The sequence below is a fragment of the Ruegeria sp. CH11 genome (assembly GCF_056537105.1).
This window is the reverse complement of the sequence record NZ_JBQFQX010000004.1, coordinates 60,859-80,123: the sequence shown is the minus strand read 5'-3', so window position 1 is coordinate 80,123 and position 19,265 is coordinate 60,859. Positions and strand designations below refer to the sequence as shown.

Sequence of the window (19,265 nt, the reverse complement as noted above, 5' to 3'; positions counted from 1 at the left end):
CCTTGACCAACCCACGATTCCTCTACATATCCCCAACCCATGACAGACCTCGCTCATATCCGCAATTTCTCCATCGTCGCGCATATCGACCATGGCAAATCCACCCTTGCTGACCGGCTCATCCAAGAGACCGGAACGGTCAAGGATCGCGACATGAAGGAACAGCTGCTCGACAGCATGGATATCGAGCGCGAGCGCGGCATCACCATCAAGGCCAACACGGTCCGCATCGACTATACCGCCGACAATGGTGAGGCGTATGTGCTGAACCTGATCGACACCCCCGGCCACGTGGACTTTGCCTATGAGGTCAGCCGGTCCATGCGCGCGGTCGAGGGCTCTCTGCTGGTTGTGGACTCGACCCAGGGGGTCGAGGCGCAGACGCTGGCCAACGTCTATCAGGCCATCGACGCGGATCATGAGATCGTGCCGGTGCTCAACAAGATCGACTTGCCCGCGTCGGATTGTGACCGCGTGGCCGAACAGATCGAGGATGTGATCGGGATCGACGCCACCGACGCCATTCAGGTCAGCGCCAAGACGGGGCAGGGTATCCACGAAACGCTTGAGGCTATCGTGCAGCAACTGCCTGCACCGCAGGGCAATCTCGACGCGCCGCTCAAGGCGATGCTGGTGGATTCGTGGTACGACGCGTACCTCGGCGTGATCGTTCTGGTCCGCATCATGGACGGCACGTTGAAAAAGGGGGTGCGGGTCAAGTTCATGTCGAACAACACCCTGCACCATGTGGACCGCGTCGGCGTCTTCCGCCCCGAGATGGAGATGGTCGATAGCCTCGGCCCCGGTGAAATCGGCTTCCTGACGGCTTCGATCAAACAGGTCCGCGACACCCGCGTCGGTGACACCATCACCAATGACCGCAACGGCACCGAGGACGCGCTGGACGGCTTCAAACCCGCGCAGCCGGTGGTGTTCTGTGGTCTCTTCCCCGTGGACAGTTCAGAATTCGAAGACCTGCGCGATGCGATTGACAAGCTGGCCCTGAACGACGCCTCATTCTCGTTCGAAATGGAAACCTCAGCCGCGCTGGGCTTTGGCTTCCGCTGCGGCTTCCTCGGGCTTCTGCATCTTGAGGTCATCCGAGACCGCATCGAACGCGAATATGATATCGAGCTGATCACCACCGCGCCGTCGGTGATCTATCACGTCTACATGAAAGACGGCGAGATGATCGAGCTGCACAATCCCGCCGACATGCCCGACCCCTCCAAGGTCGACCATATAGAGGAGCCGCGCATCAAGGCGACCATCTTGGTGCCGGACGAATATCTGGGCGACGTGCTGAAACTGTGCCAGGACCGCCGTGGCATCCAGATGGACCTGACCTATGCGGGTTCACGCGCGATGGTTGTCTATGACCTTCCCCTCAACGAAGTTGTGTTCGATTTCTATGATCGCCTGAAATCGGTAACAAAAGGTTACGCCAGCTTTGACTACCAGATGACCGGTTATACCGAGGATAATCTGGTCAAGATGTCGGTGCTGGTGAATGACGAACCCGTTGACGCCCTGTCAACCATGGTCCACCGCGACCGGGCCGAGATGCGGGGCCGGGCGATGTGCGAAAAGCTCAAAGACCTGATCCCGCGCCATATGTTCAAAATCCCGATCCAGGCCGCCATCGGAGGCAAGGTCATCGCACGCGAGACCCTCTCGGCCTTGCGCAAGGACGTGACCGCCAAATGCTACGGAGGCGACGCCACGCGGAAACGCAAACTGCTGGACAAGCAGAAGGCGGGTAAGAAAAAGATGCGCCAGTTCGGGAAGGTGGATATTCCTCAGGAGGCATTTATTTCGGCGCTTAAAATGGATGGCTAGATATACACAAACACTGGCTAGAATTGGAGCGGGACTATCTACGCTTGGCACCTTGATCTGGTTGTTATGGCCAGAAGACTTGCTAGAAGTCTTGGATCCAGAACCATTATTCGCATTTGCAGTGGCACTTGTGTTTTGGGTTTTTACAGAAATCAAAACGAGCGAGGAGGCGGCGCCGCTCCCCGCTTCCCCAAATGATGTTAGGAATGCACGTGATCTACTGAGGATGCAGCCCGAAGAGCTTCGCGTTCTACTTGAAAAGCATGACACCTTTCAGTTTTTGATTGAAGACTACTACAGTTTGGTTAGACGCTTTTTGAATAGAAGGGAAACACAGCAGTTCGTTTTTCAAAACAAAATTTTGGAAGCCAAGCTTGAAGCTTTTTGTTCAAGCCTAAGTGTATTCAACGACTATGTTAGTTTGCATGCAGATTCAGATGTAATTGCCGGAGTTTGGAGGACTGGCTTCAAGCCAAGGATGATTACTTCTCAAGAAGAATATGATCGACTGTTTTCCAACTCACGTGTCGCCAATGACTATGCTTACGATGCGTGGGAAAAGTTGACTTCGTTGTGTACTGCTATTCATAAACTCGTGCCAGAAGCCCTGAACGAGCCTCTGCTACCCGTCAGTTGGTTTGAATTCCAGAATCGGTAGTGAAATGGGTTAAACTCTGAGGGCCGATTTCTAAACGTTGAAGCACCCGCCCGGCGGCACCGCCGGGCCGCGCCGACCCGCCCCCATGGGGCGGCGCGTTTGCGCCACCCCTCGGGCCGGCGCTGCCCTCAGATCTGCTGAGCAAACGTCTGTGACCCACCTCACAGCACCAGCACCGCCTACCTGCTACACTTGACCCAACGGAACCCTCAGCAGGAGGCCGAGATGTCCACATCCATGATCCCCATTATCGCCCTCGGGTCGGCGGGTCTCTATTCCGTGGCCATGATCGCAATGAAGTTCTGGTGGAAACTCCCCGGCGTGGGGCTTGGCCTGCTGATCGTCGCGACTCTGTTGGCCGGGGCGACGCTGGAACTCGCCGCGCTGCGCGACGAGCGTCTTGGCATCATCTATACCGGCATTCTCGGGGCCGAGGTCATTCTGATCGCCGTCGCCTCATACTTTCTGTTTGGCGAGAATTTCTCACACCGTGAAATCGCGGGGATTGGCCTTGTGCTGCTTGGCACCGCGCTCGCTTGGGCCTGAGAGAACATTACCGGTTTATGAAGTTTCCCTTAGGTAAGTTGTAACCGCCGCGCGCCCTCCCAATCTGTTCAGCAGACAGACGGAGAGAGCCAATGACCAGATTCATGACTGCCGGAGCAGCCGCTCTGGCCACCAGCCTGACCCTTGGAACCGCCGCGATGGCCGATACGCCGGACCTGCGGGGTACGTGGGTGGGCAGTTACACCACCGTTCAGCCCAGCCATTACTACAAGGGCGACCAGCCGCGTTTTAATCAGGCGGAATGGGTGATCGACATTCAGCAACAGCAGGAGAATGTGTTCTGGGGGCCCAGCAAGTGGCGCAGCGACGATTTCGATGTGTGGCAGGAATATGAGGTCACCGGCACGATCAGCCTCGATGGCTCGGGCAAGATCGGGCTGGTCGAGACCTCTCCGCTGATGATCGGGGCCAATGCGCTGATCGATGCGCACTATCAGGATGGCAAGATTTTCGCGGATTTCCGTAGCCTGCGGAACGGAACGACCTACAGCACCGTTCTGGAACGTCAGGTGAACTGAAGCGTTTCCGGCCGGTTCGAAAGTAGGGGGTAAGACTGCCGTTGATCCAAGACTGCGGCAGCGCGTAGTAGGTAACGCGGGCAGGCCGGAACGCTTCTCAGAAACTTGGAGCCAAAATCCCCGCAGGGAGGGGACGGGCCGGGCAGACAAGGCGCGCGGCGCCCGCCCGGCCCGGATTGAGCCGCTATGTTCGGATCAGTCTCAGGTCAGAGGTTTTCCTGAACGTCCGTTGCTGCGTCCTGGATAGCATCCCCGGCCTTTTCAATATCTTTGCCTGCCCCTTTTGCGGTTTCGCAGGCGGTCAGGGTGAACAGGGCCAGGCCGATCAGAATTGCACGGATCATCAGTAACTCCATAAGTGCTTGTCCTGCATGGACTAGCAGCTTTCAGTGCGCGGAGCCACAGGTTTTGCACGTCGTGAAATCAGGGGTTGAATATCCGGTTCAGGACTCGGATTTGGCGCAGAACAATTCGTAGACGACTTCGAGGATCTTGCGCGGTCTGTCATCAGCCAGACGGTAGTAGATCGCCTTGCCTTCGCGGCGTGGTGTGACCAGTCCTTCGAGCCGCAAGCGCGATAATTGCTGCGAAACCGCAGCCTGCCGGGCAGACAGCAATTCCTCAAGCTCGGTGACGGATTTTTCGCCGGATACAAGATGGCAGAGGATCATCAAACGGCCTTCGTGGCTGATCGCCTTCAGAAAGTTCGACGCGCGGGTTGCATTGGCGACCATGTCGTCCAAATCCTTGGTCCCCATCTCTTTGGAAAATTGGGAAAGTGCCATTCCTGCGGTTCCTTATCTACCTAACCGACGCATCGGTGAAGCACGCTTGTGCATTCTTGCCTTTTCGTTGTCCACATAATTCAATCATGTATTTTCATATGTATGCATCAAAATGACGTGAAGATATCAGGGGAAAAATCGGAAAGAATCATCTCTGACGGTCTGGATCGACCGAGTGTCCGGGAAGGCGGCGGCCTGGTGCGCTTGCGGTCAACCCCGGGCAAGGTCTCGGCCTTTGCGCTGAACGCACCGATCGTTTCGGCCCCCCTTGCAGCCCCCCGGCAGCGGCACTAAGACTCGGGTAACTCTTCTTCGGGTATTGTCCCGATCCATATCAAAACAGGCAGGTTCCGTATGTTCGATCCAGTTGACACCTACATGAATACGCTCGTCCCCATGGTCGTGGAACAGACCAGCCGAGGAGAGCGCGCGTATGACATTTTCTCGCGTCTGCTGAAAGAGCGGATCATTTTCATCAACGGCCCGATTCACGACGGGATGAGCCATCTGGTTGTGGCACAGCTGCTGCATCTCGAGGCGGAAAACCCGAACAAGGAAATCTCGATCTACATCAACTCGCCCGGAGGTGTGGTTACCAGCGGTTTGTCGATTTACGACACAATGCAGTACATCAAGCCGAAATGTTCGACATTGGTAATCGGTCAGGCAGCCTCGATGGGGTCGGTTTTGCTGGCCGGAGGTGAGACGGGCATGCGATTCTCGCTGCCGAACAGCCGGATCATGGTGCATCAGCCCAGCGGTGGCTATCAGGGCCAGGCCAGCGACATCATGATTCACGCGGCCGAGACGCAAAAGCTGAAAGATCGCCTGTATGACATCTATGTGCGCCATACAGGGCAGACGAAAAAGGCAGTTGAAAAAGCGTTGGACCGTGACAATTTCATGAGCCCGGAAGAAGCCAAAGAATGGGGCCATATCGACGAAATCGTTGAAAATCGCGCCAAAATGGACGGCGAAGACGCGTGACCTTGAAACCGCGTACGGAAGGCTCGCGGTGCGATTTTGACATTGTAGCTGCCACGGCGCTGGCCTAAGCTGCATCAACAGGCGGAAAGCGCGGCCCCGAGCGGGCCGCAGGGACGGAGCCCGAAAGGTACAACATGGCGACGAATTCAGGCGGTGACGGCAAAAACACGCTCTATTGCAGCTTCTGTGGCAAAAGCCAGCACGAAGTTCGCAAGCTGATCGCGGGGCCGACCGTATTCATTTGCGATGAATGCGTTGAGTTGTGTATGGACATCATCCGGGAAGAGACCAAGGCCAGCGGGCTGAAGTCGTCCGACGGTGTGCCCACGCCCAAGGATATCTGCGAAGTGCTCGATGATTATGTCATTGGTCAGGCTACGGCCAAACGGGTCCTTTCCGTTGCGGTCCACAACCACTACAAACGTCTGAACCATGCCCAGAAAGCGGGCAGCGATATCGAGTTGGCGAAGTCCAATATCCTGCTGATTGGCCCAACCGGGTGCGGTAAGACATTGCTGGCGCAGACACTGGCCCGGATTCTGGACGTTCCGTTCACCATGGCCGATGCGACAACGCTGACCGAAGCCGGTTACGTGGGCGAAGATGTGGAAAACATCATCCTCAAACTGTTGCAGGCCAGTGAATACAACGTCGAGCGCGCTCAGCGCGGCATCGTCTATATCGATGAGGTCGACAAGATCACGCGCAAGTCCGAGAACCCCTCGATCACCCGCGACGTGTCGGGTGAAGGTGTGCAGCAGGCCTTGCTGAAACTGATGGAAGGCACCGTTGCCAGCGTTCCACCGCAGGGTGGCCGCAAGCATCCGCAGCAAGAATTTCTGCAGGTGGACACGACGAATATCCTGTTCATCTGTGGCGGTGCCTTTGCGGGGCTGGACAAGATCATTGCGCAGCGCGGCAAGGGTTCGGCCATGGGTTTTGGCGCGGATGTGCGCGACAATGATGAGCGCGGCGTTGGCGAGATATTCAAGGATCTTGAGCCCGAAGACCTGCTAAAATTCGGCCTGATCCCGGAATTTGTTGGCCGTTTGCCAGTTCTGGCGACACTGGAAGATCTGGACGAAGACGCGCTTGTCACCATCCTGACCAAGCCCAAGAACGCTCTGGTCAAACAATACCAGCGCCTGTTCGAGTTGGAAGATGCGGAACTTGCCTTTACCGACGATGCGTTGAAAGCAATTGCCAAGAAGGCAATCGAACGCAAGACGGGCGCGCGCGGGCTGCGTTCGATCCTTGAGGATATCCTGCTGGACACGATGTTCGAATTGCCGGGACTGAAGAACGTTACCGAAGTGATGGTGAACCTCGAAGCGGTCACCTCTGAGGCGCAACCGTTGATCATCTACGCGGATGCGGCGGAATCAGCCTCGGCCGGATGATCAGGCATTCAACGGGGCCGTTTCTCTTACATGATCGTCAGGTTGGGGGTTCTGCCCCCACCGGTGCAAGCTGCGATCCCCGCTGGATACTTATGTACAGATGACTCAAGCGATCCGTTCTTCGTCTGGCCTCAATTATCCCGGAGCGCGAGGCAGAACCACGCAATTGTGGGCCGCTACCTGAGTGACAACCACGCTGAAAATCGGGGATTGCTATGACAATTAGGCGCATTTCGTCCGGTGGAGAATTCGAAGCCAAAGTCGGCTATTGCCGCGCGGTTGTTGCCGGGGGCTGGGTTCACGTGGCCGGAACGGTTGGACAGGGCAAAGATGCGGCAGAACAATGCCGTTCGGCCCTGACCGTGATTGAAAAGGCGTTGGCCGAGGCAGGGGCAAGCTTTGCCGATGTTGTGCGCGTGACCTATATGCTGCCGGACCGGAACGAATTTGAGCCCTGCTGGCCGATCCTGGAACAGACCTTTGGGGCCAACCCGCCGGCTGCGACGATGATTGAATGCGGTTTGATTGATCCGAGATACCGGATCGAGATCGAAGTCACCGCCATTTTGCCGCAATAGCAGCTGCGGTGACGTGACACTGGACCTTGGCCCGCCTTTGGTTCATATCTGCAGGGACCGAAACGTAGGAGGCGTCCGATGGGCATCCTGAACTCTCTTTTGCGGGCCGTGACCTGGTGGAATGGGGCGACCCTGAACACGCAGATTTTTACGGCGCGCAAAGGTGTCAAGGTCGGCGAGGATGACGAAGGCAACGTGTTCTACCGCACTGCCGATGACAGCAGGCGCTGGGTGATTTTTAATGGCGAGGCCGAGGCAAGCCGTATCGATCCTGACTGGCACGGATGGCTGCACCGGACCTGGGACGAGCCTCCGACCGACAAGCCGCTGCCGCACAAATCTTGGGAAAAGCCCCATCAAGAAAACCTGACAGGTACGGCTTTGGCCTATGCGCCAGCCGGATCGTTGCGCCGCCCTGACCCGGTTAAGCGCAAGGACTATGAGGCCTGGAGCCCGGAATAAACGAGGCCAAGAATGTCGAGCTATAATATGACCGAAGTCCTTGTTGGCGGGGCCGTTCTGGCCTGTGCCGTCGCGTTTGGCGTATACGCAAGCCAATCCACGGGCTTGTCGCAAAGCCACACTGGATACGAGCTGGGGGCGTCGTTCCGGTCGCTGGAAGGCGTCGGAGTGGGCACTGATGTTCGGCTTGCAGGCGTCAAGATCGGCACGGTCACGCAGGTCGAACTAAACCCCGACACGTATCGCGCCGATACCAGCTTTTCCGTCGCGGATGGGATTTTGATTCCAGATGACAGCGCTGTTGTGATCTCTTCCGAAGGATTGCTGGGTGGCAACTTTGTCGAAGTCATGCCCGGCGGGTCACCGTTTTACTTCGAGGCCGGGGATGAGGTCGAGGATACGCAAGGCGCGGTCAGCCTGATCTCGTTGCTGGTGAAGTTCGTGGCCGGAGACGGCAGCGAATGATCCGTTCGGCGTTGCTCGCCCTGTGTCTGATGGCGACCGGAGCTTCTGCTCAGCAAAAGGTGGAATCCGGGCCGGGCGCGATGTTGCGCGGGTTGGACAAGGTCAGCGGGCAGACACTGGATATTCACGTGCAGTCCGGAGAGACAGCGAACGTGTTCGGTCTGGACGTGGCGCTTGGGGATTGCCGGTATCCGGTCGACAACCCCACTGGCGATGCGTTCGCCTATCTGACGGTTTGGGAGCAGGGGAAATCCGAACAGCTTTTTGACGGTTGGATGATCGCGACATCTCCGGCTCTGAACGCGCTGGATCACGCTCGTTATGATGTTTGGGTGATCCGCTGTATCACGCCCTGAGGACCCTGGGACAGTTCGGCCCCGAAGTCCGCGCTCAGATCAAGGGCGTCTTTCAGCTCTGATTGATAAACCGCCCGTGGGATTTCGATGGCACCCAGCGACGCCAGATGCGCTGTCAGAAACTGGGTGTCAAACAAAGTAAACCCGGTCCTGCGCAAACGGTCCACAAGATAGGCAAGCGCGATCTTCGAGGCATCCCTTCGGCGCGAAAACATGCTTTCGCCAAAGAATGCAGCCCCAAGGGCCACACCATAAACGCCGCCAACGAGAGCGTCTTCTTCCCAGACTTCCAGCGAATGTGCCTGACCGCCCTGATGCAGCGATCGGTAAAGCCGGCGCAGTTCCAAGTTGATCCAGGTGTCGGCCCGATCAGCACAGCCATCCACGACACCGTCAAAGTCCTGGTTGATGGTGATCGTGAAACCGCAACTTCGGATGCGCCGCGCAAGGCTTCGCGAGATATGGAAGCCGTCCAGTGGAAAGACACCGCGAAATTTTGGATCGACCCAGAATAGTTCCGGGTCGTCGCGGTGTTCCGCCATCGGGAAGATGCCGATGGAATAGCCGTGCAGCAGCAGTTCGGGGGAAAGGCTCATGTCGGATATGTCGGGACCGAACGGTTCGGTCCCGAGACCTTATTGGGCCATATTCTCCGCAAGCCAACGCTCCAGCCAATGGATGTTGTAATCGCCGTTGTGCAGATCGGGTTCCTGTAGCAATGCATGGAACAGCGGCACCGTGGTATCGATACCGTCCACGATCAATTCACCCAATGCACGCTCGAGCCGGGCAAGCGCTTCGTCCCGGTCGCGGCCCTGAACAATCAGCTTGGCGATCAGCGAGTCGTAATACGGTGGGATCGAATACCCATCATAAAGCGCTGAATCCATCCGCACACCCAGCCCGCCCGGCGCGTGATAAGCTGAAATCTTGCCCGGACAGGGCGAGAAGTTGGGCAGTTTTTCGGCGTTGATGCGAACCTCAATGGCGTGGCCGTTGATCTCAAGATCGTCCTGACCAAACGACATAGGCTCACCGGCGGCGACGCGGATCTGTTCGCGAACGAGGTCCACGCCAAAGATGCCTTCGGTCACCGGGTGTTCCACCTGCAATCGCGTGTTCATTTCGATGAAATAGAACTCGCCATTTTCGTACAGGAACTCGATGGTGCCCGCGCCGATATAGTTGATTTTGGCGACCGCGTCGGCACAGACCTTACCGATCTTGGCGCGTTCTTCCGGTGTAATGCAGGGGCCGGGGGCCTCTTCGAATACTTTCTGGTGACGGCGCTGCAGTGAACAGTCACGCTCACCCAGATGCACAGCCTTGCCCTTGCCGTCGCCAAAAACCTGAATCTCGATATGGCGCGGCGTGGTCAGGTATTTTTCGATATAGACCTCGTCATTGCCAAAGGCGGCCTTGCCTTCGGCGCGTGCGGTCATGAAGGCGCTTTCCATCTCATCCGCGCTCATCGCGACTTTCATGCCGCGACCGCCGCCGCCTGCGGTGGCCTTGATGATGACGGGATAGCCGAATTCTTCACCGATCTTTTTGGCCGTTGCCAGATCAGGCACGCCGCCATCCGAGCCCGGAACACAAGGCACGCCCAGTTCCTTCATCGTGTCCTTGGCGGTGATCTTGTCGCCCATGATGCGGATATGTTCGGCGGTGGGGCCGATAAATGTGATGTCGTGGTCTTCGACGATCTGCACGAACTCGGCATTCTCGGACAGAAAGCCATAGCCAGGGTGGATCGCCTGCGCGCCGGTGATTTCGCAGGCGGAAATGATCGCGGGCACCGAAAGGTAGCTTTGCGGGCTGGGCGGAGGGCCAATGCAGACCGATTCGTCCGCCATGCGCACATGCATCGCGTCGCTGTCGGCGGTCGAATGCACGGCGACCGTCTTAATCCCCATCTCGCGCGCAGCGCGGATGACGCGCAGGGCGATCTCGCCTCGGTTGGCAATCAGGATCTTGTCGAACATGGGCCCGCCTTACTCGATGATGACCAGAGGGGTGCCGAATTCCACGGCGTCGCCATCGCCGACGAGAATGCGCTTGATGGTGCCCGATTTGGGCGCGTGGATGTGGTTCATGGTCTTCATCGCTTCGACGATCAGCAGCGTGTCGCCTTCGGAAACGGATGCGCCGACCGAGATGAACGAAGGCGCGCCGGGCTCGGGCTGCATGTAGACGGTACCAACCATCGGCGAGGTCACGGCGCCCGGGTGGCTGGCCGGGTCATCCATTGCGGCGGGCGCTTCGGCAGCTGCGGGGGCCGCAGCGGGCGCCGGTGCCGGAGCGGCAGCAGCGGGAACCGCAACCTGAACCGGAGCAGCCACGGTCTGCGCGGCGCGACTGACGCGCACATTCAGGCTGTCATCATCGCCGTATTCCCGTTTGACCTGCAACTCGGTCAGATCGTTTTCGCGCAGCAATTCGGCCAGTGCCTTGATGAACGCGACATCCGCTTCGTGTTTGGTATCTGTCATGAGTGTCCTCGAAGGTTCCCCTTTGTCCCGTCTGTTTCGCGCGGGCTTTGGTCTGATTAGGCAGCGTTATAAGCCATGCGAACGGCCATGAAAAGCGCAGTCTGGCCATGAAAAGCAAAGGGTTCTGCCCCTGCAGGATGCCAGGTTTTGGTCACAGTGGCATTCCTGACAGCTTGGCCACCAATTCCGGCAGTTTGCGGGCGCCGAATTTTTCCAGCAAGCGGGCGCGGTAGGCTTCGATTGTGCGATAACTCAGCCCGAGTTCCGCGCCGATTTCCTTGGCGGACAGTCCTCGGCAGGACATGATCGCCACTTGACGTTCGCGTGCGGTCAACTCGACCAGTGGGCGTTCTTCCGAGATGTCGGAAAAGCTCCAAATGCCGTGCCGAAACGGATCGTCCGGTGTCAGTGACCGACCCCGGGCGCGGCACCAGAACAGATCGCCGCTGCGCCGCCGCATCACCCTTTCATCCGAATAATAGCCCGTGTCGCGCATGACCTGAAGGCTGCGTGCGCCGATGCGTTCCCAATCTGCGACCGAGGGGTACAGATGCAGTAACGGCATGTTTCGGTATTCGGTTTCGTCGCCACCGAAAGTGCGCGCAAATTGCAGATTGCAACGGCGTATGATCCGGTTTTCCAGCTCGACCAGACCGATGGGTGCATATTCGAAGGCGGGGTCACTCATATACCTATCGTGACGCGTATTGCTGTTAATGAGAAGGGGCGGCAGGCAAAAGGTTTGATGCTTGCGTGGCAGTTGTTGTTAACGTTGTAAATTTGCGTTGAAAATTGCTGGCCAACACGCAAAAATCACAGGGAATTCCTGATAATCACCTTGAGTTACACTAAGGTTCGGTAGCGATGAGAGACACTCTGACCGGCAGTCGTATCCGCGAAAGGCGTCAAATCTGCGGTTTGCGTCAGGCCGAACTGGCGCGGCAGGTGGGAATTTCAGCATCGTATCTGAACCTCATCGAGCACAATCGCCGCCGGATTGGCGGCAAGCTTTTGGTGGATATCGCTGCGGCGCTGTCGGTCGAGCCCTCGTTACTGACGCAAGGCCTTGAGGAGACGCTGATCTCGGCGCTGCGCGAGGCCGCGGCGGACGCGGTTGGGCAACAGGCGGAACTGGACGGGCTCGAGGAATTCGCCGGGCGGTTTCCTGGTTGGTCGGGCGTTCTGGCGCAGATGCATCGTCGTGTGGTTTCACTTGAACGCACGGTCGAAACTTTGTCGGACCGCCTGACCCACGACCCCCATCTTGCCGCGTCGATGCACGAAGTGCTGTCAACGGCTGCTGCCATCCGGTCCACCGCCGCAATTCTTGCCGAGCCCGGTGATATCGAGGCCGAGTGGCGCGATCGCTTTCACCGCAATCTGCATCAGGATGCAGAGCGGTTGGCCGAAAGCTCCAAAGCGTTGGTGACTTATCTGGATGACAGCGAGGGGCAGGGTGATCTGCGTGGCACCCCGATGGACGCGGTCGAGGCGTTCTTTGCCGAAAGAGGGTTCCACTTTCCCGAACTTGAGGATGGGGACGGTGTCCAGAATATTCCGATGCCCGAATTGGGTGCGGCGTCCCGATCGGTCGCTGCGGACTTGCTTGGGCTTTATGTCGCTGATGCAAAGGCACTGCCGTTGAGCGATTTGAAGGTCGCGATTGATCGCATGGGATTTGACCCGCTGGGACTGGCCCATCATTTTGCCGTCGATCTGCCGACAATGCTGCGCCGCCTTGCTGCGTTTCCCCAGGGCGTACTGCCCCGGCCGGTGGGACTTGTAACCTGCGACGCATCAGGGGGCGTCCTGTTCTACAGGCCGCTGCCTGGATTTGCACTGCCGCGCCACGGTGAAACCTGCCCACATTGGCCGGTGTTTACCGCGCTGAACCGGCCATTGGTTCCGACGCGCAAACGGGTCGTGCAGCTAGGCCGGACCGCGGCGGTGTTCGACTGCTATGCCATCGCCTGGCCGCAGACGGTCGACCGGTTTGATGCCGACCCGGTTTACCGGTCGGTGATGCTGGTGATCCCTGTTGATGGGGCAGCGCCATCGTCTGACGAGGCGACCCAGGTGGGCACCAACTGTCGTATCTGCCCAAAGTCCGATTGCACCGCGCGACGCGAGCCATCGATCCTGAGCGAAGGCTTTTGACAGTTCCCCGGCGCAGCGCTTAATCTGCCCTCGACAGCACGCCCTTCGCGCGATCTGTCATGGGGAGGACGTAGAAATATGAGCCGTAAGGTTCTGCTGATCGAGGATGAGCCCAATATCACCGAGGCAATCCGGTTCTTGCTGACCCGCGAGGGATGGCAGGTCGAAACCCATGCCGAGGGCACGGATGCTGTTCAGGCTATTTTGGCCGCTCAACCGGATCTGGTGATTCTGGACGTGATGCTGCCGGGCAAAAGCGGAATGGACATATTGCGTGACCTGCGTGAGCTCAGTGAAATGCGGTCGCTGCCCGTTTTGATGCTGACCGCCCGCGGCCAGTCCCGCGATCGGGAAATGGCCGAACAGGCCGGTGTAAGCCGGTTCATGACCAAGCCCTTTTCCAACGCCGAGGTGCTGACAGCAGTGCGAGACCTGCACGCGCAGGCGTCACGGCAATGACCGCGCCAGACGAAGGCAGGCGACGCAGGCCTTCGCTGTTTCTGGAAAGACAAAGCTATCGCCGGCGCAGACTGATGGATGCCGCGCGGCTATTACCGCTCTTGGGGGCGGCGATGATTGCTTTGCCCTTGCTTTGGCCGGACGACAGCAGCGGCGCCGGGGGCGTACCGCTATCGGCGGCAATTCTCTATATATTCGCCTGCTGGGGCATACTGATCCTGATCAGCGTCGTGTTCGGCATCGCCGCAAGACGTCTTGCTGCGCGCGAAAAGGATGAGCCGGAGGCGGGCGAATGGCGACGCTGAACGTCCTGATACTGGTGTGTCTGGGCTATGTGGTGCTGCTGTTTGGCGTTGCCTTTGCAGCGGACCGCCTTGCGGCGGCTGGGCGGGGAAAATGGTTGCGGTCGCCGCTGATCTATACGCTCTCGCTGTCGATCTATTGCACCGCCTGGACGTTCTATGGCGCGGTTGGCAACGCGGCGCGGTCGGGGTTGGAGTTTGTAACGATCTACCTGGGCCCGACGCTGGTCATGGTCGGCTGGTGGTGGGGACTGCGCAAGCTGGTCCGGGTCGGGCGCAGCCAGCGTGTCACCTCGATCGCTGACCTGATTTCGTCGCGCTATGGCAAGTCCAACACGCTGGCGATCTGTGTCACGATCCTGGCCGTGGTCGGGGGCACGCCTTATATCGCACTGCAACTGCAATCGATCACACTTTCGTTTTCGATCTTTGCCGAAGCGGACCCAACGGGGCTGTATCGCGAGGGCTCCAGCGTGTTCTGGGTCGCGACCGGCCTGGCGGTGTTTGCCATCCTGTTCGGAACCCGGAACCTGGACGCGAACGAGCGACACCACGGCGTTGTAACCGCGATCGCACTCGAGGCAGTGGTCAAGCTGTTTGCGCTTTTGGCAGTTGGTGTCTTCGTCGTCTGGGGCATCGCGGGCGGGATCGAGCCGATGATGAACCGCATCGACAACTCGGCCATCGGGCGGTGGAACGTGGATGCAAGCCGCTGGACGACATTCACGTTCTTGTCTGCCGCTGCCTTCATCTGTCTGCCGCGCATGTTTCAGGTCATGGTGGTCGAAAACGACGACGAAAGCCATTTGCGCACCGCCGCATGGGCATTTCCGCTGTACCTGCTGCTGATGAGCCTGTTTGTAGTGCCGATTGCCGTCATTGGTCTGGACCTGTTGCCCGAGGGTGCGAACCCTGACCTGTTCGTTCTGACCGTGCCGCTGTCACAGGGCAATGATTGGCTGGCGATGCTGTCCTTCATAGGTGGCTTTTCCTCGGCCACGTCGATGGTGATCGTGACCGCCATGGCCCTGTCGACAATGGTATCAAACCACGTTGTGATGCCGATCTGGCTGAACACACAAGAAGGCTCGGCCTCGGTTTCAGGCGATGTCCGTACGATTGTTCTGATGGCGCGACGGGTGTCGATCGCGGCGATCATGGCGTTGGGGTACTTCTATTTCCGGCTTTCGGGGGGCGGCGCGGCGCTTGCGTCCATCGGGTTGGTGGCATTCGCCGGGATTTCCCAGATCCTGCCCGCGCTTGTGGGTGGGCTGTTCTGGCGCGGAGCAACGCGGACGGGCGCGTTGGTGGGCTTGAGCATCGGCTTCGGGCTCTGGATTTACACATTGCTGTTGCCCGGTATGGGTGGCGGGATCATTCCGATTTCGGTCATTGAAAACGGCCCCTTTGGCTGGGGGTTCCTGCGGCCGCAGGCCTTGTTCGGGATCGAAGGAATCGATCCGATGGTCCATTCCGTAATGTGGTCGCTGTTGCTGAACACGATCGGGTTCTGCGTCGCCTCTCTGCTGAGCTTTCCAAGCCCGCTGGAAAGGTTGCAGGGGGCCCAATTCGTCAATGTCTTTGACCATTCGGTCGCGCCGCAAGGTTGGACCGGATCGGTTGCGCAAAGCGAGGATTTGATGATCATGACCCAGCGCATACTGGGTACTGTGCCGGCGCAGGAGTTTTTTCAGGCCGAAGTAGAACGACAAAACGGACGACCCGGGCGATTGCCTGAGCCAACGCCGGGTTTTCTGCAACGGCTTGAACGCGAGTTGAGCGGCTCGGTCGGGGCCGCAACTGCTCATGCGATGATCGGGCAGATCGTTGGCGGATCGTCGGTGTCGGTCGAAGATCTGCTGGCCGTTGCCGATGAATCTGCGCATCTGTTGGAATATTCCAGCCAGTTGGAGGAGAAATCGGCCGAGCTGACCCGCACCGCGCGCAAATTGCGAGAGGCGAATACGAAACTGACACAGGTGTCTGCGCAAAAAGACGATTTTCTTGGTCAGGTCAGTCACGAATTGCGCACACCTATGACCTCGATCCGCGCCTTTTCCGAGATCATGCGCGATACGGACGACCTGAGTGCGGACGAGCAGATTCGCTATGCTGCGATCATCCACGACGAAGCGTTGCGCCTGACCCGTGTGCTGGACGATCTGCTGGACCTGAGTGTTCTGGAAAGCGGACAGGTCAGCCTGAACATGGGCGATGGCAGCTTGCGGTCCGTTCTCGATCGCGCCGTGTCCAGCGCTCTGGCAGGCGGCGAAGGCGCCCTGGAGGTGCGGCGGTCTCATGCGGCCGAGCGTATCCAGTTGCATACCGATCTCGACCGGCTGGGACAGGTCTTTATCAACCTCATTTCGAATGCGCAGAAATACTGTGACGCGACCGAACCCGTTCTGACCATCTCGACCCATGATGTCGGCGGGCAGGTGGTCATAGATTTTGCCGATAATGGCAGCGGTATCCCGCCTGAGGCCCAATCGCTGATTTTCGAGAAATTCGCCCGGGTCGGGTCGGAAAAAGCTGGTGGCGCGGGGCTGGGGTTGGCCATCTGCCGCGAGATCATGCAGCGGCTGGGTGGGGATATCACCTATTTGTCCGGTCAGGGCGGCGCAGGTTTCCGCGTCAGCCTACCTTTGGCCTTCCGGCAGGCAGCGCAATAACGCGGGACATAAAGACAATCGTAACTTTGGTCGCGCTAAACCGATCTTCGGAACAGGAAGAAACGGCGATTCGATGCCATGAACCAGCAGCTCAATGCCGCTTTGGCGCGCAAACTTTCGGCAGGGCAGGAGGGCGCGGCCTCCAATGGGCGCTCGATTCTGCGGGCGTTTCGTCTTGCTTTGGCGCGTGCGGCTGCGCAGCGCATGAACTTGCCCCTTGCAGTGATTGGCGCGAAACAGGCGACGCGTACGCCGACTGACCTGAACGGCGTGATCACGGATGATTGGCTGCTTTTGGTTTTTGCCTCTGAACACGGCGCCGCCGGTATCTGTCTGGATCCGGGTTTTGTTTCGGCTATCGTGCAGTTCCAAACAATCGGTGACGTCACTGCGGACCCTCCGGAAACGCGGTCTTTCACCGATACCGACACGGCCATGACAATTCCCTTGATCAAAGGTTTTCTTGCGGTCGCGCAGACGCTGGTTGACGGGGTCGAGGACCTGAGCAGCCTGTCGGGCCTGACTTTTGCGTCTCGGGTTCCCGATGTCCGTTCGCTGGGTCTGGCGCTGATCGATGACAGCTATCGGGCCTATGATCTGACCGCCGAGCTTGCGGGGGGCGCGCGGCAAGGACGGGTTTGCGTGCTGCTTCCGGTGTTGCCCGATGCCGACCGGGCCGCAGAAGTGGACAGCGTTGCGCAAGGTCCCTGTCTTGAACAGGCAGCGGGTGTAATCCGGGCTGAATTGCACAGTGTGACCTGCCGGATTTCACTGCCGCTTGCCAGATTGTCCGAGTTGCAGGTGGGGGACGTGCTGCCCTTGACGGGCGCACGGTTGGACCGGACTGAGGTCACCACCATTGATGGCACGCGCACGGCGATCGGACGGTTGGGCCAATGCGGCGGAATGCGGGCTGTTCGCATCAACGAACAGATCTCATTGCCTGCGCTTTCGGATCCAACTCAGCATGTCTTCATGGAGAATGCACCGGGTCCAAGCGCGACCGATACCCATATCGACGTGACGCCGCCGCAAACAGACGTTGCCACGCAGCGGCAGAGCGATCCTGTCATCGTGGACGACCCTCAAATAAGACCGGCCAATTCTGAACAGATGGTCGCTGAAATTTCCCAATTGGCTGGCCTGAGCGACCTGGACGAAGAGAGCTGATCCTGTCTGAGAGGGCTACTTCGGTTGAAGTCATAGGACTAAAAGCTTGAATTGACACCCTTCGCAGGACAGCCAAGCGCGCTAGTCTTGCGAATTACTGAGTTGTTCCAATGCGGGGCGCAGGTTGTCCAGCGCGTATCCGGCTTTCCCGGTGGCGTCCAGAATTTCGTCGGCACTCATCTGCTCGCATTGACCCAACGCCCAGACCACCGAGCATCTTGTCCCCGAGGCGCAATATGCCAAAACCGGTCCGGCGCAGCTTTCGGCCAGATCTCTTTGACGCGCCACGTTTTCCGGCGTCATGGTCTGATGCGTCAATTCCAGAACCTCATATTCCATCCCTGCGGCACGAACCGCCTCGCCGATTGCGTCCGATTGCATGTCAAACGGGACTTCGACGTTGGGGCGGTTGCAGATCACCTTGACAAAACCTGCCTCGGCGATGGCTGGCACGTCTTCGACCGTGATCTGAGGCGAGACGGCATAGCGGGGTGTAATCGAGCGAATCTCCATGGCAATTGATTAGGGCGCGTTTGCCGCTCTGTCCAGTTGTGCGCCCAGAGTTGGGGCTGCCAGCATGCCCGCCACCATCGTGACGAAAAACACCAATCCATTGACGCCGCCATAGCTCAGCGACGCCATCGCCGGGCCGGGGCACAGCCCGGCCAATGCCCAGCCCATGCCGAACATTACCGATCCCACAACCAGTCGCCGGTCAATCGCGGTTGCCGGTGGGGCAGGGAATTGCCCACCGGCCACGGGCGCCCGGCCGCGCGTCAATCGCCACGCCAGCAGCATTGGCGCAATCGCGCCCGCCATTACGAAGGCAAGCGTTGGGTCCCAGTCGCCGAAGATATCCAGCCATCCCTGGACCTTTCGGGTGTTTGTCATGCCCGATATCAAAAGGCCGGTTCCAAACAGCGATCCAGCCAAAAATGCGATCAGCCCGCGCATCAGATCACCCCCCAGACGTGCCGCACCAGAGCCAAGGTCAAAGCACCGGCGATGATGTAAACCACAGTCGCCACAATTCCGCGCATCGAAAAGCGAGAGATCCCACAAACGCCATGCCCCGATGTGCATCCATTTGCGATGCGGGTCCCAACGCCCACCAGCAGACCGGCTGCGATCACGACCGAGATGTTACTTGTCAGGTTCGTCTGCACATCGGGCGCGATCAGCGGGCGCAGCAACAGTGGCATCCCGATCAGACCGGCGACAAAGACAAGACGCTCAAGTCGGAGGTCGCGCGGGCCACGCTCAAACAGACCGCCCAGAATTCCGCTTGCGCCCATGATGCGCCCATTGCCCAACAGGAAAATTGCAGCACCACATCCGATCAGCAAGCCACCGATCAGGCCCCAGATCCATTCTGCATGCATGTTGATGTCCTTTGGT

The 19,265-nt window shown here is 58.7% G+C and carries 24 protein-coding genes; 15 read left to right on the top strand and 9 right to left on the bottom strand.

What is annotated here, in order from left to right; translation table 11 throughout:
• Nucleotides 1-39: 39 nt before the first annotated feature.
• The 4 genes from lepA (at nucleotide 40) to ACR0LX_RS08215 (ending at nucleotide 3,582) form a co-directional block, all read left to right on the top strand.
• Nucleotides 40-1,839 carry a translation elongation factor 4 gene (gene lepA, locus ACR0LX_RS08230; RefSeq protein ID WP_480783281.1) on the top strand — a complete coding sequence of 600 codons (1,800 nt, stop codon included), beginning with the start codon at nucleotides 40-42 and terminating at the stop codon, nucleotides 1,837-1,839.
• Complete coding sequence (locus ACR0LX_RS08225) at nucleotides 1,832-2,497, top strand: hypothetical protein (RefSeq protein ID WP_480783280.1); 666 nt, start codon at nucleotides 1,832-1,834, stop codon at nucleotides 2,495-2,497. Before lepA ends, ACR0LX_RS08225 begins: the two co-directional genes overlap by 8 nt.
• Nucleotides 2,498-2,722: 225 nt before the next feature.
• The gene (locus tag ACR0LX_RS08220; RefSeq protein ID WP_480783279.1) at nucleotides 2,723-3,043 is read left to right on the top strand and encodes a hypothetical protein; all 321 of its coding nucleotides are present in this window, start codon (nucleotides 2,723-2,725) and stop codon (nucleotides 3,041-3,043) included.
• Nucleotides 3,044-3,135: 92 nt separating this feature from the next.
• Entirely contained in the window at nucleotides 3,136-3,582 is a 447-nt protein-coding gene (locus tag ACR0LX_RS08215; protein ID WP_480783278.1) for a hypothetical protein, read from the top strand.
• 206 nt (nucleotides 3,583-3,788) lie between these two features.
• On the opposite strand, the gene ACR0LX_RS08210 is transcribed toward ACR0LX_RS08215, so the two are convergent.
• Nucleotides 3,789-3,926: an entericidin A/B family lipoprotein gene (locus ACR0LX_RS08210; RefSeq protein ID WP_480572270.1), complete on the bottom strand. Its 138-nt coding sequence runs from the start codon at nucleotides 3,924-3,926 to the stop codon at nucleotides 3,789-3,791.
• A gap of 99 nt (nucleotides 3,927-4,025) precedes the next feature.
• Nucleotides 4,026-4,367 (bottom strand): ArsR/SmtB family transcription factor, encoded by a 342-nt coding sequence (locus tag ACR0LX_RS08205; RefSeq protein ID WP_480783277.1) that lies wholly within the window; start codon nucleotides 4,365-4,367, stop codon nucleotides 4,026-4,028.
• Between the two features lie 354 nt (nucleotides 4,368-4,721).
• Between ACR0LX_RS08205 and ACR0LX_RS08200 the strand changes: the two genes are divergently transcribed.
• The 6 genes from ACR0LX_RS08200 (at nucleotide 4,722) to ACR0LX_RS08175 (ending at nucleotide 8,615) form a co-directional block, all read left to right on the top strand.
• Nucleotides 4,722-5,354 (top strand): ATP-dependent Clp protease proteolytic subunit, encoded by a 633-nt coding sequence (locus tag ACR0LX_RS08200; RefSeq protein WP_480572276.1) that lies wholly within the window; start codon nucleotides 4,722-4,724, stop codon nucleotides 5,352-5,354.
• Between the two features lie 134 nt (nucleotides 5,355-5,488).
• On the top strand, nucleotides 5,489-6,754 hold the full coding sequence (gene clpX / locus ACR0LX_RS08195; protein WP_170717036.1) for an ATP-dependent Clp protease ATP-binding subunit ClpX: 1,266 nt from the start codon (nucleotides 5,489-5,491) through the stop codon (nucleotides 6,752-6,754).
• A gap of 215 nt (nucleotides 6,755-6,969) precedes the next feature.
• Nucleotides 6,970-7,332 (top strand): RidA family protein, encoded by a 363-nt coding sequence (locus tag ACR0LX_RS08190; protein ID WP_480783276.1) that lies wholly within the window; start codon nucleotides 6,970-6,972, stop codon nucleotides 7,330-7,332.
• A 78-nt stretch (nucleotides 7,333-7,410) separates the two neighbouring features.
• A complete protein-coding gene (locus ACR0LX_RS08185; RefSeq protein ID WP_480572281.1) occupies nucleotides 7,411-7,794 on the top strand; it encodes an NADH:ubiquinone oxidoreductase subunit NDUFA12 in 384 nt (127 codons plus the stop codon).
• Nucleotides 7,795-7,806: 12 nt separating this feature from the next.
• The gene (gene mlaD, locus ACR0LX_RS08180; RefSeq protein WP_480572283.1) at nucleotides 7,807-8,259 is read left to right on the top strand and encodes an outer membrane lipid asymmetry maintenance protein MlaD; all 453 of its coding nucleotides are present in this window, start codon (nucleotides 7,807-7,809) and stop codon (nucleotides 8,257-8,259) included.
• Complete coding sequence (locus ACR0LX_RS08175; protein ID WP_480783275.1) at nucleotides 8,256-8,615, top strand: DUF2155 domain-containing protein; 360 nt, start codon at nucleotides 8,256-8,258, stop codon at nucleotides 8,613-8,615. The genes mlaD and ACR0LX_RS08175 overlap by 4 nt, the downstream gene beginning before the upstream one ends.
• On the opposite strand, the gene aat is transcribed toward ACR0LX_RS08175, so the two are convergent.
• The 4 genes from aat to ACR0LX_RS08155 all read right to left on the bottom strand — a co-directional run bounded on the left by aat (nucleotide 8,579) and on the right by ACR0LX_RS08155 (nucleotide 11,795).
• Nucleotides 8,579-9,211, bottom strand: coding sequence for a leucyl/phenylalanyl-tRNA--protein transferase (gene aat / locus ACR0LX_RS08170; RefSeq protein ID WP_480783274.1), 633 nt, complete (start codon nucleotides 9,209-9,211; stop codon nucleotides 8,579-8,581). The genes ACR0LX_RS08175 and aat overlap by 37 nt on opposite strands.
• 39 nt (nucleotides 9,212-9,250) lie before the next feature.
• Nucleotides 9,251-10,600 (bottom strand): acetyl-CoA carboxylase biotin carboxylase subunit, encoded by a 1,350-nt coding sequence (gene accC, locus ACR0LX_RS08165; RefSeq protein ID WP_480783273.1) that lies wholly within the window; start codon nucleotides 10,598-10,600, stop codon nucleotides 9,251-9,253.
• A 9-nt stretch (nucleotides 10,601-10,609) separates the two neighbouring features.
• Nucleotides 10,610-11,107, bottom strand: coding sequence for an acetyl-CoA carboxylase biotin carboxyl carrier protein (gene accB / locus ACR0LX_RS08160; RefSeq protein WP_480572294.1), 498 nt, complete (start codon nucleotides 11,105-11,107; stop codon nucleotides 10,610-10,612).
• A 151-nt stretch (nucleotides 11,108-11,258) separates the two neighbouring features.
• Nucleotides 11,259-11,795 (bottom strand): helix-turn-helix transcriptional regulator, encoded by a 537-nt coding sequence (locus ACR0LX_RS08155; RefSeq protein ID WP_480572297.1) that lies wholly within the window; start codon nucleotides 11,793-11,795, stop codon nucleotides 11,259-11,261.
• 176 nt (nucleotides 11,796-11,971) lie between these two features.
• Between ACR0LX_RS08155 and ACR0LX_RS08150 the strand changes: the two genes are divergently transcribed.
• The 5 genes from ACR0LX_RS08150 (at nucleotide 11,972) to ACR0LX_RS08130 (ending at nucleotide 17,867) form a co-directional block, all read left to right on the top strand.
• A complete protein-coding gene (locus tag ACR0LX_RS08150; RefSeq protein WP_480783272.1) occupies nucleotides 11,972-13,264 on the top strand; it encodes a helix-turn-helix domain-containing protein in 1,293 nt (430 codons plus the stop codon).
• Nucleotides 13,265-13,342: 78 nt separating this feature from the next.
• Nucleotides 13,343-13,723: a response regulator transcription factor gene (locus ACR0LX_RS08145; protein ID WP_480783271.1), complete on the top strand. Its 381-nt coding sequence runs from the start codon at nucleotides 13,343-13,345 to the stop codon at nucleotides 13,721-13,723.
• Nucleotides 13,720-14,028: a hypothetical protein gene (locus ACR0LX_RS08140; RefSeq protein ID WP_480783270.1), complete on the top strand. Its 309-nt coding sequence runs from the start codon at nucleotides 13,720-13,722 to the stop codon at nucleotides 14,026-14,028. Before ACR0LX_RS08145 ends, ACR0LX_RS08140 begins: the two co-directional genes overlap by 4 nt.
• Nucleotides 14,016-16,697: an ATP-binding protein gene (locus ACR0LX_RS08135; RefSeq protein WP_480783269.1), complete on the top strand. Its 2,682-nt coding sequence runs from the start codon at nucleotides 14,016-14,018 to the stop codon at nucleotides 16,695-16,697. Before ACR0LX_RS08140 ends, ACR0LX_RS08135 begins: the two co-directional genes overlap by 13 nt.
• Nucleotides 16,698-16,775: 78 nt before the next feature.
• On the top strand, nucleotides 16,776-17,867 hold the full coding sequence (locus ACR0LX_RS08130; RefSeq protein WP_480783268.1) for a FliM/FliN family flagellar motor C-terminal domain-containing protein: 1,092 nt from the start codon (nucleotides 16,776-16,778) through the stop codon (nucleotides 17,865-17,867).
• A gap of 81 nt (nucleotides 17,868-17,948) precedes the next feature.
• On the opposite strand, the gene ACR0LX_RS08125 is transcribed toward ACR0LX_RS08130, so the two are convergent.
• Genes ACR0LX_RS08125 through ACR0LX_RS08115 form a run of 3 tightly spaced genes read right to left on the bottom strand, consistent with a single transcriptional unit; the run spans nucleotide 17,949 to nucleotide 19,249 of the window.
• A complete protein-coding gene (locus ACR0LX_RS08125; RefSeq protein ID WP_480783267.1) occupies nucleotides 17,949-18,380 on the bottom strand; it encodes a protein tyrosine phosphatase family protein in 432 nt (143 codons plus the stop codon).
• Between the two features lie 9 nt (nucleotides 18,381-18,389).
• Nucleotides 18,390-18,821 carry a DUF6691 family protein gene (locus ACR0LX_RS08120; RefSeq protein WP_480783266.1) on the bottom strand — a complete coding sequence of 144 codons (432 nt, stop codon included), beginning with the start codon at nucleotides 18,819-18,821 and terminating at the stop codon, nucleotides 18,390-18,392.
• Entirely contained in the window at nucleotides 18,821-19,249 is a 429-nt protein-coding gene (locus ACR0LX_RS08115) for a YeeE/YedE family protein (protein WP_480783265.1), read from the bottom strand. The genes ACR0LX_RS08120 and ACR0LX_RS08115 overlap by 1 nt, the downstream gene beginning before the upstream one ends.
• Nucleotides 19,250-19,265 lie beyond the last annotated feature (16 nt).

What these genes read in the sequence shown, in the direction of transcription:
- lepA (WP_480783281.1), top strand. Translation starts at nt 40, where the DNA reads ATGACAGACCTCGCTCATATCCGCAATTTCTCCATCGTCGCGCATATC.
- ACR0LX_RS08225 (WP_480783280.1), top strand. Translation starts at nt 1,832, where the DNA reads ATGGCTAGATATACACAAACACTGGCTAGAATTGGAGCGGGACTATCT.
- ACR0LX_RS08220 (WP_480783279.1), top strand. Translation starts at nt 2,723, where the DNA reads ATGTCCACATCCATGATCCCCATTATCGCCCTCGGGTCGGCGGGTCTC.
- ACR0LX_RS08215 (WP_480783278.1), top strand. Translation starts at nt 3,136, where the DNA reads ATGACCAGATTCATGACTGCCGGAGCAGCCGCTCTGGCCACCAGCCTG.
- ACR0LX_RS08210 (WP_480572270.1), bottom strand. Translation starts at nt 3,926, where the DNA reads ATGATCCGTGCAATTCTGATCGGCCTGGCCCTGTTCACCCTGACCGCC.
- ACR0LX_RS08205 (WP_480783277.1), bottom strand. Translation starts at nt 4,367, where the DNA reads ATGGCACTTTCCCAATTTTCCAAAGAGATGGGGACCAAGGATTTGGAC.
- ACR0LX_RS08200 (WP_480572276.1), top strand. Translation starts at nt 4,722, where the DNA reads ATGTTCGATCCAGTTGACACCTACATGAATACGCTCGTCCCCATGGTC.
- clpX (WP_170717036.1), top strand. Translation starts at nt 5,489, where the DNA reads ATGGCGACGAATTCAGGCGGTGACGGCAAAAACACGCTCTATTGCAGC.
- ACR0LX_RS08190 (WP_480783276.1), top strand. Translation starts at nt 6,970, where the DNA reads ATGACAATTAGGCGCATTTCGTCCGGTGGAGAATTCGAAGCCAAAGTC.
- ACR0LX_RS08185 (WP_480572281.1), top strand. Translation starts at nt 7,411, where the DNA reads ATGGGCATCCTGAACTCTCTTTTGCGGGCCGTGACCTGGTGGAATGGG.
- mlaD (WP_480572283.1), top strand. Translation starts at nt 7,807, where the DNA reads ATGTCGAGCTATAATATGACCGAAGTCCTTGTTGGCGGGGCCGTTCTG.
- ACR0LX_RS08175 (WP_480783275.1), top strand. Translation starts at nt 8,256, where the DNA reads ATGATCCGTTCGGCGTTGCTCGCCCTGTGTCTGATGGCGACCGGAGCT.
- aat (WP_480783274.1), bottom strand. Translation starts at nt 9,211, where the DNA reads ATGAGCCTTTCCCCCGAACTGCTGCTGCACGGCTATTCCATCGGCATC.
- accC (WP_480783273.1), bottom strand. Translation starts at nt 10,600, where the DNA reads ATGTTCGACAAGATCCTGATTGCCAACCGAGGCGAGATCGCCCTGCGC.
- accB (WP_480572294.1), bottom strand. Translation starts at nt 11,107, where the DNA reads ATGACAGATACCAAACACGAAGCGGATGTCGCGTTCATCAAGGCACTG.
- ACR0LX_RS08155 (WP_480572297.1), bottom strand. Translation starts at nt 11,795, where the DNA reads ATGAGTGACCCCGCCTTCGAATATGCACCCATCGGTCTGGTCGAGCTG.
- ACR0LX_RS08150 (WP_480783272.1), top strand. Translation starts at nt 11,972, where the DNA reads ATGAGAGACACTCTGACCGGCAGTCGTATCCGCGAAAGGCGTCAAATC.
- ACR0LX_RS08145 (WP_480783271.1), top strand. Translation starts at nt 13,343, where the DNA reads ATGAGCCGTAAGGTTCTGCTGATCGAGGATGAGCCCAATATCACCGAG.
- ACR0LX_RS08140 (WP_480783270.1), top strand. Translation starts at nt 13,720, where the DNA reads ATGACCGCGCCAGACGAAGGCAGGCGACGCAGGCCTTCGCTGTTTCTG.
- ACR0LX_RS08135 (WP_480783269.1), top strand. Translation starts at nt 14,016, where the DNA reads ATGGCGACGCTGAACGTCCTGATACTGGTGTGTCTGGGCTATGTGGTG.
- ACR0LX_RS08130 (WP_480783268.1), top strand. Translation starts at nt 16,776, where the DNA reads ATGAACCAGCAGCTCAATGCCGCTTTGGCGCGCAAACTTTCGGCAGGG.
- ACR0LX_RS08125 (WP_480783267.1), bottom strand. Translation starts at nt 18,380, where the DNA reads ATGGAGATTCGCTCGATTACACCCCGCTATGCCGTCTCGCCTCAGATC.
- ACR0LX_RS08120 (WP_480783266.1), bottom strand. Translation starts at nt 18,821, where the DNA reads ATGCGCGGGCTGATCGCATTTTTGGCTGGATCGCTGTTTGGAACCGGC.
- ACR0LX_RS08115 (WP_480783265.1), bottom strand. Translation starts at nt 19,249, where the DNA reads ATGCATGCAGAATGGATCTGGGGCCTGATCGGTGGCTTGCTGATCGGA.